The following is a 13,367-nucleotide window of genomic DNA, read 5'->3' on the forward strand; positions in this document are numbered from 1 at the left end:
GCTTCATTGGCGCACAAGGATCGCAGGCTTTTTGCTAGACATGTTCCGACGCGGCCCAGCCAGGATTGAGGTTTGGCGCGTCCGGCGCGATCGGTGCTTCAGTCGGCATGAAGCCAGTCAGCAGCGACAAACGATGCTTATCAACCAAACGCATGAAACTCAACGGTATAGACATCGGCTACTTGGGTTTCTCCTTAAGCTTTTCATCCCCGAAAGAATTGCCTCCCAGGTGCGGCTCGATATCCGAAGCTTGACGATTCTATCCCACATCCGCCTTACGTCCGCACCCTCAGCGCCTGCTCCAGCCTGTCGGCAATCTGTGTGACGATATAGGCAATCACCATGTAGATCACGACGGCAATCACGAAGGCTTCGAGGTAGTAGTAGTTCAGGGCGGCGGTCAGCTGGGACTGGGCGAAGATATCGACGACCTCGATGGCGAATCCGAGAGAAAGCGCCTTCATGATGACCATCATCGAAGTCGTCAGGTCGGGAATTGCGGTGAGGGCCACCTGGGGAAACAGGATACGTCGAAACAATTGGCCGCCCGTATAGCCGAGCGAATGGGCCGCGTCCGACTGACCGGTGTCGAATGCATTCAGGGCTCCCTTGATAATCTCTGATTGGAACGCGGCGACACAGCCGGTAATCGCAACGACAAGAATGACCCAATTGGGGGTTTCGTGAGCGTTGAAGTTGATCCCGAGCAACGAGAACAGGAACTGGAATGCGGGCGGCAGACCGAAATAGGCGAGGAAAATCACGATGACCATTGGAACGCCCTTGAAGACGATCTTGTAAGTCATGATGAGCTCTCGCAGAACCGGCACCCGTCTGTATTCGATCAGCGCGAATATGCTGCCGACTATCGTCGACAGGACGAAAATCAAGAGTGCCATTCCAACGGTCACGGGTACGGCACTCAGAATTTCCTGCGTGTCCTGGAGCAAAATATCGGTATCAAACATGGTTGAATACCCTTACGTCAGACGCTCGCGAGGAGCTCGTTCTTGATCGGAGTTGTTGTCGTTGCCTCTGGCGCTTGCATCGGTGATCGAAGCTCGAAGAAGCGCACGATGAGCCATGCGACCAGGCACATCAGCGAATAGATGACCGCCAGAACGAGGTAGGTTTCGAACTGGAACTGGTTGTAGTCGCGCTCCATGATCAAATGCGCAGTCGCCATGACGTCGGCGGCGCCGATGTACATGACCAGCGCAACGTTATGGATCAGATAGATGACGGAGTTCCCGTAGCCCGGTAGTGCGAAGTGCACCGCTTGCGGGCCGACGACGCGAGTAATTTTCTGCCGGAACGTATATCCAAGGCTATCGGCCGCATCGTGCTGGCCGCGATCGACGGCAAGATATGCAGGCCGCATGACTTCCGACAGATATCCTCCATGGTAGAGGCTCAACCCCACCATGGCAGCCATCGTCGGCGAAATAAAATCTTTGGCGCCGAACAGGATCACCAACAGCGGAAGCCCATAAAACGCGACGAACAGCTGCAGGACGACAGGAACACTCCGGGCATAGGACACGTAGAGGTCCACCAGGTGACTGATCAGTGGCACCCTGCGAACCCGGAGTGTTGTCGCGATGAGAGCCAGACAGAACCCGGAAATGAGGGCCGTAAACGTGATGGCGAGCGTCAGCGGCAGTGCCGAGAGCAACTCGGGAATCATAGCAGATACATCCACTTTGAAACGCTCCTTCTTGCAATTCAACCTTGCCGCTGACTAGCGAATATGGCCCTCGACGGCCGTGCTATTTCATGTACTGGACGATGCCCTCGCCAAACCACTTCTGCGAGAGCTTCTCGATCGTGCCGTCGTCTTTCAATTCCTTGAGAACCTTGTTCACATCGTCAGCCAGAACCTTGTTCTCGTCTGATTTGTGGATCAGCATGTAGGTGTTGTTGCTGAACACTGGTCCGGACGCTACGATATCGAGTTTCTTTTGCTCGATGACGGTCTGCTCACCGAGATTGGACGGCAAGACGAGAGCGTCGAACTTGCCGTTCTGAACTTCGTCCAGCCGGTTCGGGTAGGGAATGCCTGCACTCGATGCCGTGACATCGAGCTTGTATTGCGGGTTTTCTTTCTGCCAGTTCATGATGAACTTGTAGGTTCCACCGCCGGCCGTTGTCGGAACGATCCTCTTGCCGACCAGGTCTTTCATTTCCTTGATGCCGCTGTCTTTCTTGCTGTAGATCTTCATCAGGCTGGCGCCCATAGGATTTTCCGGAATGAAGAACTGCTTGGAGCGCTCGGGCGACTTGTAGTAGCCACCCACCGCAATGTCGTACTTGCCCGTAGCGAGACCGGTTTCCTGGGCAATGTCGGAGACGCCTTCCATTTCGAACTTGTATTGGGGCAGCTTTGCGTTGATCGCCTTCAGAAGGTCGGGCTCATAGCCTTGCGGCTCGACGCCGATCGCGCCCCATGCCAGCGGCTTGGATTCGGCAGACGTAGCGATCTTGATCGTGCGAACGGTCTGGCCATAGCTGACCCCCGCCGTTGCAAGGGCAATCGCGATGCCGCCGGCGATGGCCAGGGCATAGCGGCGAGAGAAATTGGATGTGATTGCAGACATGTCTTGGTTCCCTTGTTGTTGGATTATTGAAAAGCGAGTTCTGACTGCAGGAATTGAGCAAGTCGTGGGCTGGAAGGCGCGTCGAAGATATCAGCCGGGCTGCCATCGGCGGCGACCACGCCACGGTCCATGAAGACGATCCGGTTGGAGATGTTCCTTGCAAATTGCATCTCGTGGGTCACAAGCAGCGAAGTGATCCCTGACGAGGTGACGTCCTTGATCACCTTCAGGACTTCACCGACGAGTTCTGGATCCAGCGATGACGTAGGCTCATCGAAGAGTATCACGTCGGGACGAACCGCCAGGGCGCGCGCAATGCCGGTGCGCTGGAGCTGGCCGCCCGACAGTTGGGAGGGATAGCTGTCTCGCTTCGGGGTGAGGCCGACCCGCTCGAGCTCCCGCAAGGCGATCTCCCGCGCCTCGTCCGCGGACTTGCGCTGCACGACGACCAGTGGATCCATCACGTTCTGCAGGACCGTCATGTTCTTGAAGACGTTGAATTGTTGAAAGACCATCGCCGTTCGCAACCGGATCGCCTGGACAGCGACCTTGTCGGCACGCTGGTAATCCATCCGGATCTGATCGAACGCGATGGTTCCTGACGACGGCTTGGCCAGGTAGTTGATGCATTTCAGCAACGTGGTCTTGCCGGTGCCGCTGGGGCCGATGATCGAAACCACGTCACCCCGCTTTACCGAGAGATTGACGCCGTTCAGAACCTGCGTGCTTCCGTAAGACAGCTTTACAGCTTTGAGTTCAAGCATTTCTGGTTGGCCCTTCGGAAAGTGTGAGACGGACTGCTTCGACCGCATGCGACATCATCACCCGCTCTCTGCATGGCCGAGAACGTGCATCAGCCGGTTTGCCCAGCCGAAGATCGATATGGAGTGGATCAGGTCGATAATCTCGCGGTCGTCCATGCCGACTGATCGAAGCGCGGCGATATCGTCTGCCGTCGCTTCCGACGGGGCCGCCGACAGGCGGCGGGCAAAACTGTAGATTGCCGCATCGCGTGGGCCGAGCGCTTCAGGTTTATCGAGATAGAGCGCGGTGACCACTTCGTCGTTCTTGGTCAGCTCTGCATGCCTGCGGGCGTGAACAACGGCGCAGAATTTGCAGCCATTGACGATGGACGCACCTAATGCACCCAGCTCGCGGTCAGGGCGGGCAAGCCCGCCTTCGACATACATGATTGCGTTGAACAAGACGGTGCGAGCAAGGTAGCTCTCAGGGTCATGCGCAAGGGTGCGCACATATTCCGAAACTTTCTTGGCTGATGGCGTGACCTTCATCGCTTCAAGCTGTTCCGGCGTGGCCTCGGATAGCTCGACCGGCGCTATGTACGGATGCCAATTCAATGGCTTCAGGCGCACCGCGGAAATCATACCGTCCTCAACAATCGCAGGCCGGTTGCCACCCGCGTCTGGAAATTGACGAAGGCGATGAGCTCGGAAAGGGCGACGATCTGAGGATTGTTCAATCCAGCTTGGGCGAGCAGGGCGATGTAGCCCGCTTCCGCCTTTTTCGGTGTCAGCGTAATCAGGTCCACATGGCGTGCGATGGTCGCCAATGGCTCTTCCAAATCCGTTTCCCCCTGGGCTAAGGCCAAAAGCTGCTCAGTCGGATCGAGCTGAGCCAGCTGCTCATCATATTCGGCCATCAGGACCGGATCGGCATTCAGAGCGGCCATGCGACGGGCCAGAGCAACCCGCAAATTAGGCGCAAGCCCTTGGTCGTTTGCTGGCTGCAGGACGGAGAGGCGACATTCCTCGGCCCCCAGCACGAATTCAGGCCGAAACCGACGCGCGCTGAAAAGCGCATCGTCCGGTGATAGACCGGCGGCCTTGTCCATTGCGTCGATCACAGCGCGGCCTCCTTCTCCAACAAGGGTGTTGAATCGACCCATTCGTCGCCCAGAAGTTCGGGCGTGTCGTAAGCGATCAGGTTGGCGAAGTGGGTTTCGACATCTTCGGCAAACAGCGATGCGGCAATGCCGCGGACCAAACGGTCGGCACCCGCGCTGACGGCTGGGATATCACCGGAGACCTTGCCGTGCGTCAGCATGGCGGCGTCGTTGAAGCAGTGGATATGCGACAGCATCGGGCAGGAGCCGGGGACGCGCTCACGAAACTCGAAGGCGGGACCTAGGTCCGGTGCGTCGGACATGCCTGCACGAGCCGGGCCCATATCCGGCCTATATCGGCCATCCGACCAGGTACGGATATGTGGGGCGATCGCCGCAAATTCCGGGCGGCCGCTGAAATCATTTGAAAAGCCGGTTGCCGCGATCAGGAAATCGTAGCGCATCGGCCCCTGCGTGGTTTCCACCAGCAAGGTCCCTGCTTCCTGCTTCACCGCAACTATGCCGCAGTCGAGAAAGAACCGAGCATTGGGGTGCCGAGACACGCGAAGTGTCGATGAACGCGGCGGCGGCGTCTGGGTCGAGGCGGTATAATCGAAGAATTTCCACTTCCAGGCATCGGGCAAGTGATGCATTCCGAGTACAACACCCGGGCTGCCAATGCCGGTCAGCTTGTTGATGCGCGGCATTTCCTTGCGCCTGATCAACATGTCAACAGAGCCGGCTCCCGCCTCGAGCGCCGTTGCGGCATTGTCCATGGACGAGGCACCAGCGCCGATGACAGCGACACGCTTGCCTTTCAGTGTATCGAAGTGGATGTCGTCGGCGGAATGGGCCCAATAGGCGCGATCGACGCCGCTGAGGAAATCGGGCACGGCAAAACCGCCCAAACCGGACCGACCGGTGGCCAGAACGAGACGACGGGTGAGAACCCGGCCGGTTTCCGCGCCTTCGATATCGATCGCAATCAGATCTCCAACAGGTGCCAGTCCGGTCATCCGCACGCTGTTGCGGACCGGCAGGCCGAGAACCTTGCGATACCAGACCAGGTAGTCCATCCATTGGCCCTTCGGGATTTTGTCCAGCGACCGCCATGCCTCAACGCCCCATTGCGCAGTGAACCAGGCGCGGAACGTCAATTGCGGCAGGCCGAGAGACGGACCGTGCAGGGTCTTCGGCGACCGAAGCGTCTGCATGCGGGCAAAGGTCACCCAAGGTCCTTCGAACCCGGCCGAAGCCGCATCATAGGCCACGACATTGGTTATCCCGTTCAGCACCAGCTTTGCCGCGGCGGCAAGTCCGCACATGCCGGCGCCGATGACAACGACATCACGGACCGGCACGCCGTCGTGCGAACGCGCGGGAACCCATGGCTTGGCGGGCAGTTCGAGAAACTCAAGATCCTGTGCGAGCTGTGCTTCGAGCGCGGCAAGACCTGTCGACGTTGGCGCGGTGGGAGTATGCTTCATATTCCCGTTCCGTGATTTGTGCCGGATGCAGGATCGCTCACCAATTGGCCGGCCAGGGCCGGATCGAGTTTCTTGAAGCCGACGATCGACCGTTCAGCCACCGCCTCGACCGCATCCATCAACGCCTGCGCGACTGGACGAAGGGGGCGTTTTTCGGCAGCAACAACGCCCCAATAAAAAAGGACGGTCGCGTCAATCGGGCGGATGGCGACCCCAGGCAAGGCCACGCCATAAGCGGTGAGGGGATCGATGACAGCGGCTACGCCGGTCCGGCGCACAAGCTGCAACGCGCCATAGGCAGTATTCGTCCGGATCACTGGCCCGGTGTCGATACCCCTGGCGGCCAATGCCTTGGAGACATGCAGTTGGAAACGCAGCGGGTTGAGCAAGGTAGCGACGCGACGGCCGGCAAAGGCCGAAAGCGGTATGACGTCGAGTTCTGCCAGCGGATCGTCCTCGCGCACAGCAGCAACATCGGGCGCCGAATAGAGCCGCAGGACATCCAGGCCGGGCGTATCGAGCGGCAGGCTTGAAAAGCCGATCTCGGCACGACCGCTGCGCACTTCCTGGGCGACGATGGAGGGAAGAAACTGTCCGAGATGTGTCTCGTGCGGAAGCTCGATACCCTTGAGCTCGGCCATGGCCGTCGGGATCAGGCCAGTGCCGATCGCGGAGGTTGTAACAATCTGCAGGATCCGACCCCGGCCGGCGGCGATCATCTTGGCCCGCGCCGCGAGTTCGGTGAAGGACATCAGCAGTCGCCGCGCTTCTTCTTCAAATGCGACACCCTCTTCAGATAGCTGCACCCGTCGGCCGACCCGGTGCAGCAATTCGAAGCCAAGTTCGCCCTCAAGATCCTGAATGGTGCGTGTCACCGCAGGTTGGGAACGCCCGAGCATGTCAGCCGCCTTGGTAATGCTGCCGCTGGCAGCAACCGCAAGGAAGGTCTGAAGGTCCCGAGTTTCCATATTCTCCCTACATGTGAAATCCGTATGATTGACATCGTCTCATTCATTTTTGATATATGTCAAGCGGAAACTAATGTTCGCAGCGGCGCTTGCCGGCTCAGAGCCGGAGCCCTTGATCGAAACGCTGGGGGCACCCGACGTGCATGCAATTCGAAACCTCGTGATGAAAAACTTGTAGGCCGGGACTGCAAGGATTCTCGAACCATAAAGCCTGCAACAGGAGGAATGTTATGCGCGTGAGTATTCTGGGCGCCGGAGCAATTGCCTATGGCCTTGCGGCCTATTTGGCACAATCGGGACACTCGCCAACGCTTTGGTCACCGTCGGGACGCCGCACCAGAACGTTGGCTACTGGCGAATTGTTGAAGGCGACGGGGGATATCGAGGCGACGGTGCCGGTGCGCATTGCCAAGGATTGTAGAGATGCTATCGACCACGCGGACGTGGTGGTGATCGCGCTTCCGGCTTACGGCCACAAGATGGTGATGGACGCCGCCGTCCCTCATCTGGCAGATGGAATTCCGGTCATCATCAGTTCGCATAGTTCGTTCGGGGCTCTGTATCTCTGGAAGCGGTTGGCCGAGCGCAAGATCAGGTTGCCGATCGTCGTTTGGGGCACAACGCTACTGACTGGCCGCCAGCTCGGATCAAGCGAAGTCAATGTCACTTCCATTCGCCGGAAGCTTGATGTTGCGACGCTGCCTTTCGATGCGCTCGACCAAGGGTACGAGCTTTGCACGGCCTTGTTCGGCGATCGTTTCGTCAAGCGGGATGGTCTGCTGGCGATTGCGCTCAGCAACCTCAATCCGCAGAACCATCTGGGAATTGCCCTTCTCAATCTCACACGCATGGAAAAGGCCGAGCAGTGGAGCCAAGGGGGAAATGTCACACCTGCCGTTGGTCGCTTGATCGAGGCTCTGGATGCAGAACGGTTGGCCATCGCTGCCCATTTCGGCATCGCGGTTCGTACGGTCCAGGAACATTTTTCATTATCGTTCCACGTACCCATGAGCACTGTTTCGGAAATGAACCAGGAGATGGATCGTCAAGGTCGCGGCGGGTTTGGCCCGACAACCATCGAGAGCCGCTATATTCTCGAGGATGTTCCGTTCGGCCTGCTACCGACCGCCGTTCTGGGGAAGATCAGCGGAAATCCGGCGACACTCCATGAATCCGGAATTTCCATCTTGTCGGCGGCTTATGGCCGCGACCTCAAGGGAGATAATGACATTCTTCCTGCGCTCGGCATCGAGAAAATGACAAAGACGGATCTTGAAGCCCTTTGCCGCAAGGGGTTTTGATCGCGCTCGCTGCCAATGCGGCGTGATTACGCTTTGGGGAAGCTAGCGCGACTCTCCTGTTACATCATTGCGAGCTGATTCTAACGCCAACGACGTCCGAAGGGGACCAACACAGGTTGGATATTATCAAACTGTGTTGGTCCGAGTTGGCTATTTCACCTGCTTGATCTCCCCCGGCGCCAAACGGCGCCGGATAAGACGTGCCGTATCGATCACATCAAGCGTTTGATGTCGGTGTACGCGCCATTCGTCTTCAGCGTCACGGTGACGTCGGCACCGGTGCGGTTGCGCCAGAACCAACCGTGATTGCCGTCAAAGGCTGCCTCAAGTACGCCCTCGTCCTCTGCAGCCCCGCGTCCCTTCTCGTATGAGATGTTTTCGCCGCCGCCGTCACCATGCGTGTCGAAGTTCACCGCCGCGCCATTGGCTGTCCAAGAGTAGTTTGCCTTTGCGCCCTTGGCCATGACGAGCTTGATCTCAGCTCCTTCGCCGGGCTTGAGGGTGACCGACATTTCGTCCGTCCGCAGTTCCTGGGCAGAGGCGGAACCAATCACCAGTTCAGCGAAGACGCGCTCCAGAAGACTCGACTGCTGATCTTGGCCTGGCACTGCGGTCGGCGTGCCGTTTTGCAATTCGCGACGGCGGTCTTGCTCGGCCTCTTCGGCGAGTTGTGTCTTGATCTCGCCCATCTCGGTGAGCTCGAGCGCTCGCCCAATGCCGGTGGGATCGATGGCGTATTCGGCCGGCAGTACGATGGTCACCAGGATGGCCGCTGCCGCGACAATGGCGATGAGGGTAGATCGGAGGAGCTGCATGGATGTCGGCAGTTCAGCGCGGGTCGGGATGTCTGTGTTGTACATGGGAGAATTCCTTTTTTGATCTTTACTTGGAGGTTCAGGAGACGACCCAGCCGGTGAGCTGATAGCCGATCAGGACAAACCCGGCGGTCATCATGATGGTGTTGGCGGTGTATGCGTGGCGCCAGAAACTGTCGGTCCGGCGCCAGTAGCCCATGACGATAAGGATAGCAGCGAGCGCCAGAAGCTGACCGACCTCAACGCCGACGTTGAAGGCAAGTAGGTTGGGCACGAGCCCGTCGGGCGAGATGTTGTATTCGATGATCTTCGTCGACAGGCCGAAGCCGTGGAAAAAGCCGAAGATCAGCGTCGCGATTTTGGTGTTCGGCTGGAAGCCGAGCCACCTCTGAAAGGCACCCATATTGTCGAGCGCCTTGTAGACGACCGACAGGCCGATGATCGCGTCGATGATGTAGCTGTTGATGCCAACGTTGAAATAGACGCCGAGCAGCATCGTCGTGGAATGGCCGAGCGCGAAAAGGCTCACATAGATGCCGATGTGCTTCATCCGGTAAAGGAAGAAGATCACGCCGAACAGGAACAGGATGTGGTCGTATCCCGTCACCATGTGCTTGGCGCCGAGATAGATGAAGGGCAGCAGATTGATGCCCGTGATTTCCTGGATATAGCCCTTGTCGCCTTCTGCCACGGCATGGGCGAAAGCAGCCCCGGCAAGAAGTGGGAGGGTCAGGAGAGCAATAAGCATAGGAAGGGCCAACCGCCAGCGCGCGCAAGGCGTGCGTGGCGGACCCTCGTAGAAGGATCCTTGCATGAGAATTCCAATCGTCGTCGTTGAGGATGGCCGCGCTTGCGGCCGCGATCATACGATGACGATCTGCCTGGGAGGGCGCTCAAGCCGGAAACGGATTTCGAGATCGGCAAACGAAGGCGGGTAAACCAGCCAACTCCGGCCTATAGGCGGTGATGGCTGCGCGAAGCCCGGAAGCGTGCTCGCCGTCTCATGGGTGTGGTCGGCCGGATTGTGGCCGTGGGTATGACCAAAGCTCTGCTCATCGGCTTCGCCATCGTCATGGCTGTGGCCGTGCTTTTCGATCTGTGCTGCCAGCTCTGCGTGACGCGCTGCCTCGGCGGCAGCGAGCGCAGTCGGATTATGCGAGGCCGAACTACCCATTGGGGACAGCAGCACGCCGAGCGTCATCGCGAAAGCGATGACGAGGCGAAAGGCTGCGCTATGGATCCAATTCGGCATGCTTAACGATTATTCTCTAAAATCCTAACGAATGGTTGCGTGCACCAGAATCGAGGCCACTTTGAGGCTTGGAATATCCTCTCTGGGGGGATAGCATCAAGGCATGAATGAGCGTCCCCACGTCCACGAAACCCATCCTGCCATCATCAAGCGGCTGAAGCGCGCCGACGGCCATCTGCGCGGGATCGTGGAGATGATCGAGGCCGGCCGACCGTGCCTCGACATCGCCCAGCAACTTCATGCCGTGGAGAAGGCCATCGCCCAGGCGAAGAAGACGCTGATCCAAGACCACCTCAACCACTGCCTTGAGGACGTCGTCGGACCGCTGGCGCTCGAGCAGCGCCGCTCGATCGACGAGTTCAAAGATATCACCAAGTACCTGTGAGAGACGTCGTCATGGACAAGATACGCGATTGGTTCGGCTTCGGCCCGATGTCACAGGGTTTGGGCGGGCACGGCCATGACCATGGCGAGGGTGGCCATGGCCACACGCACGGCGTCATCGATCCGACGATCGCGACTACGACACGTGGCATCTGGGCAATCAAATGGTCGTTCGTCTTGTTGGCCATCACTGCGGTGCTTCAGCTGGTGGTCGTGTTCCTCTCAGGCAGTGTGGCGCTGCTGGCCGATACAATCCACAATGTCGGCGACGCGGTCACAGCTATTCCGTTGTGGGTCGCATTCGTGCTGGCCCGCCGCAAGCCGAGCAAGACGTTCACCTACGGCCTGGGCCGGGTTGAAGACCTGGCCGGGATCATAATCGTTCTCATCATTCTTTTCAGCGCCATTGTCGCCGGCTACGAAGCGATCGACAGGCTGATCCATCCGAAACCCATCGCGTTTCTCGGCTGGGTCGCGATCGCCGGCCTGATCGGCTTCCTTGGCAACGAGGCGGTCGCCGTGTTCCGCATCCGCGTGGGCCGCGAGATCAACAGCGCCGCATTGATCGCTGACGGCTACCATGCCCGTACCGACGGCTTCACCAGTCTCGCGGTGGTGCTTGGGGCAATCGGCGTTTGGCTCGGCTTTCCGCTCGCCGACCCGATCATCGGCCTTCTGATCACGATCGCGATTTTCGCCATCGTCTGGCAGTCATCGAAGGCGGTTCTGACGCGCATGCTGGACGGCGTAGAGCCCGGCATTGTCGAGGAAATCCATCATGCGGCCGAGCATGTGCGGGGCATCGAGCAGGTCGCCCAGGCCCAGGCGCGCTGGATCGGCCATCGCCTGCATGCCGATGTCGCCATCAAGGTGGCCGACAGCGCGACGGCGAAGGACGTGCTCGGCATAACCGAAGCGCTGAGAGGGGAACTGTTCGATCACCTGCCGGCGCTTTCGGAGGCAAATATCCGCCTGGAGGGCGAAGGCGGACCCGTGGTGGCAGGTTCCGGACACGCTCACCACGCGCCCGATCCGTTCAAGGTCGCTTGCGATCTGGCGTCGGGGACGCTGGAAATCGTCGACACGCCCGCCGGCGAGCGCATGCGCCTCACCATCGACAGCCACGCCGACGATCTCGAGGCGACAGTGATCATCGAACGGCACGAGGGACCCGAGACGCTGCCTCTGGGACCTGTCGCGGGCGATCACCACCGCCTCGAAAGCAGTGTTGCCCCGGCCGAGCCGCACGAGTTCGAGGCAAAGCTGATCCTGACCGTGAAGGACAGGGAACAGATCCTGCCATTCAAGATGGTCGAGCCGGAAGGCCACCATCACTGATCTCACGACTGGCGCGGCACCTTACGCCGCCCACGCATTCCGAGAAGACAGACATCATGCTGGAAGTCCTTGCCGACCGCACCTATCGGCACCTGTTCCTGGCGCAGGTCATCGCGCTCATCGGCACCGGCCTTGCCACAGTGGCGCTGGGGCTGCTGGCTTACGATCTTGCCGGCGCCAATGCGGGCGCCGTGCTCGGCACCGCGCTCGCCATCAAGATGATCGCCTATGTCGGCGTGGCGCCCGTGGCGGCGGCCTTCGCCGAGCGCCTGCCGCGCCGCACCATGCTTGTTTCGCTCGACCTCGTGCGGGCAGCGGTCGCCGTCTTCCTGCCCTTCGTCACCGAGGTCTGGCAGGTCTATGTCCTGATTTTCATCCTGCAGGCGGCCTCGGCCGGCTTCACCCCAACCTTCCAGGCATCGATCCCTGACGTGCTGCCCAAGGAAAAGGACTACACGCGGGCGCTGTCGCTGTCGCGGCTTGCCTACGATCTGGAGAGCGTGGTCAGTCCGATACTGGCGGCGGCACTGCTTTCCGTCATCAGCTTCCATAGCCTGTTCGCAGGCACGGTCATCGGCTTCCTGGCGTCGGCCGCGCTGGTGGTGTCGGTGGTTCTGCCGAGCCCGAAACCCTCTGAGCCGCGCGGCGTTTACGAGCGCACCACACGCGGCATCCGTATCTATCTGGCGACGCCGAGATTGCGCGGCCTGCTGGCGCTCAACCTCGCTGTCGCCGCCGCCAGTGCCATGGTGATCGTCAACACGGTCGTGCTGGTTCAGGCAAAATTCGGCCTTTCCCAGAGCGACACGGCACTTGCCCTTGCCACCTTCGGTGGCGGCTCGATGATCGCGGCGCTGGTCCTGCCGCGGCTGCTGGACAGCATCCCGGATCGGGTTGCGATGTTGTCAGGCGCCGGCCTGCTGGTTGCCGGCGTGTTCGCAGGGCCGTTCGCCATCAGCTATCAGCTGCTCTTGCCGCTCTGGTTCGTGCTCGGGCTGGGCTATTCGCTGGCGCAGACCCCGTCTGGGCGGCTGATCAAGCGCTCGGCCGATCCCGTCGACCGGCCGGCATTGTTTGCCGCGCAATTCGCGCTTTCGCACGCCTGCTGGCTCATCACCTATCCGATCGCCGGACTCGTCGGCGCGGCGATGGGCCTGCCCTTCACCTTTATCCTGCTTGGCGTCATTGGCGCCGCGGCACTCTTTGCCGCGATGTGGTTGTGGCCGCGTCACGATCCCGACGTTCTCAGCCACGCCCATGACGATCTGTCTGACGGGCATTCGCACCTCGAGGACGCCGTCTGGACCGAAGCAGGCTTCGAGCATGCGCATGGTTATGTCGTTAACGATAGGCACCCAAAATGGCCGAAAGCGAGCTGAGCG

Annotated in this window: 15 protein-coding genes; 4 read left to right on the forward strand and 11 right to left on the reverse strand. The window is 59.7% G+C overall.

Features of this window, described 5'->3' with window-relative positions:
- Positions 1–275: 275 nt before the first annotated feature.
- The 8 genes from NLY43_RS25735 to NLY43_RS25770 form a co-directional block, all read right to left on the reverse strand.
- Positions 276–968 carry an amino acid ABC transporter permease gene (locus NLY43_RS25735; RefSeq protein WP_023669865.1) on the reverse strand — a complete coding sequence of 231 codons (693 nt, stop codon included), beginning with the start codon at positions 966–968 and terminating at the stop codon, positions 276–278.
- 17 nt (positions 969–985) lie between these two features.
- Positions 986–1,702, reverse strand: coding sequence for an amino acid ABC transporter permease (locus NLY43_RS25740; RefSeq protein WP_023703916.1), 717 nt, complete (start codon positions 1,700–1,702; stop codon positions 986–988).
- Between the two features lie 67 nt (positions 1,703–1,769).
- Entirely contained in the window at positions 1,770–2,597 is an 828-nt protein-coding gene (locus tag NLY43_RS25745) for a transporter substrate-binding domain-containing protein (protein ID WP_023711066.1), read from the reverse strand.
- Between the two features lie 23 nt (positions 2,598–2,620).
- Positions 2,621–3,361 carry an amino acid ABC transporter ATP-binding protein gene (locus tag NLY43_RS25750; protein ID WP_023711067.1) on the reverse strand — a complete coding sequence of 247 codons (741 nt, stop codon included), beginning with the start codon at positions 3,359–3,361 and terminating at the stop codon, positions 2,621–2,623.
- Between the two features lie 57 nt (positions 3,362–3,418).
- The gene (locus NLY43_RS25755) at positions 3,419–3,982 is read right to left on the reverse strand and encodes a peroxidase-related enzyme (protein WP_023711068.1); all 564 of its coding nucleotides are present in this window, start codon (positions 3,980–3,982) and stop codon (positions 3,419–3,421) included.
- A complete protein-coding gene (locus NLY43_RS25760) occupies positions 3,979–4,461 on the reverse strand; it encodes a CMD domain-containing protein (protein WP_023711069.1) in 483 nt (160 codons plus the stop codon). Before NLY43_RS25760 ends, NLY43_RS25755 begins: the two co-directional genes overlap by 4 nt.
- On the reverse strand, positions 4,458–5,927 hold the full coding sequence (locus tag NLY43_RS25765) for an NAD(P)-binding domain-containing protein (protein WP_023711070.1): 1,470 nt from the start codon (positions 5,925–5,927) through the stop codon (positions 4,458–4,460). Before NLY43_RS25765 ends, NLY43_RS25760 begins: the two co-directional genes overlap by 4 nt.
- Entirely contained in the window at positions 5,924–6,895 is a 972-nt protein-coding gene (locus tag NLY43_RS25770) for a LysR family transcriptional regulator (protein ID WP_023711071.1), read from the reverse strand. The genes NLY43_RS25765 and NLY43_RS25770 overlap by 4 nt, the downstream gene beginning before the upstream one ends.
- Positions 6,896–7,125: 230 nt before the next feature.
- On the opposite strand from NLY43_RS25770, the gene NLY43_RS25775 reads away from it, so the two are divergent.
- Positions 7,126–8,196: an NAD/NADP octopine/nopaline dehydrogenase family protein gene (locus NLY43_RS25775; protein ID WP_023711073.1), complete on the forward strand. Its 1,071-nt coding sequence runs from the start codon at positions 7,126–7,128 to the stop codon at positions 8,194–8,196.
- 212 nt (positions 8,197–8,408) lie between these two features.
- Here the strand turns inward: NLY43_RS25775 and NLY43_RS25780 are convergent, their stop codons facing one another.
- From NLY43_RS25780 to NLY43_RS25790, 3 genes are all read right to left on the reverse strand, one after another.
- The gene (locus NLY43_RS25780; protein ID WP_023711074.1) at positions 8,409–9,056 is read right to left on the reverse strand and encodes a hypothetical protein; all 648 of its coding nucleotides are present in this window, start codon (positions 9,054–9,056) and stop codon (positions 8,409–8,411) included.
- Positions 9,057–9,090: 34 nt separating this feature from the next.
- The gene (locus tag NLY43_RS25785; protein ID WP_050588606.1) at positions 9,091–9,759 is read right to left on the reverse strand and encodes a HupE/UreJ family protein; all 669 of its coding nucleotides are present in this window, start codon (positions 9,757–9,759) and stop codon (positions 9,091–9,093) included.
- Positions 9,760–9,873: 114 nt separating this feature from the next.
- The gene (locus tag NLY43_RS25790; RefSeq protein WP_032910829.1) at positions 9,874–10,263 is read right to left on the reverse strand and encodes a hypothetical protein; all 390 of its coding nucleotides are present in this window, start codon (positions 10,261–10,263) and stop codon (positions 9,874–9,876) included.
- Positions 10,264–10,366: 103 nt separating this feature from the next.
- On the opposite strand from NLY43_RS25790, the gene NLY43_RS25795 reads away from it, so the two are divergent.
- Genes NLY43_RS25795 through NLY43_RS25805 form a run of 3 tightly spaced genes read left to right on the forward strand, consistent with a single transcriptional unit; the run spans position 10,367 to position 13,364 of the window.
- Complete coding sequence (locus tag NLY43_RS25795) at positions 10,367–10,648, forward strand: metal-sensing transcriptional repressor (RefSeq protein WP_023669876.1); 282 nt, start codon at positions 10,367–10,369, stop codon at positions 10,646–10,648.
- Positions 10,649–10,659: 11 nt separating this feature from the next.
- Entirely contained in the window at positions 10,660–11,985 is a 1,326-nt protein-coding gene (locus NLY43_RS25800) for a cation diffusion facilitator family transporter (protein ID WP_023711077.1), read from the forward strand.
- 56 nt (positions 11,986–12,041) lie between these two features.
- Positions 12,042–13,364, forward strand: a complete 1,323-nt coding sequence (locus tag NLY43_RS25805) for an MFS transporter (protein WP_023711078.1) — start codon at positions 12,042–12,044, stop codon at positions 13,362–13,364.
- The last annotated feature ends 3 nt before the right edge of the window (positions 13,365–13,367 follow it).

The organism is Mesorhizobium sp. C416B (genome assembly GCF_030323165.1).
In the GTDB taxonomy this organism is placed as follows: domain Bacteria; phylum Pseudomonadota; class Alphaproteobacteria; order Rhizobiales; family Rhizobiaceae; genus Mesorhizobium.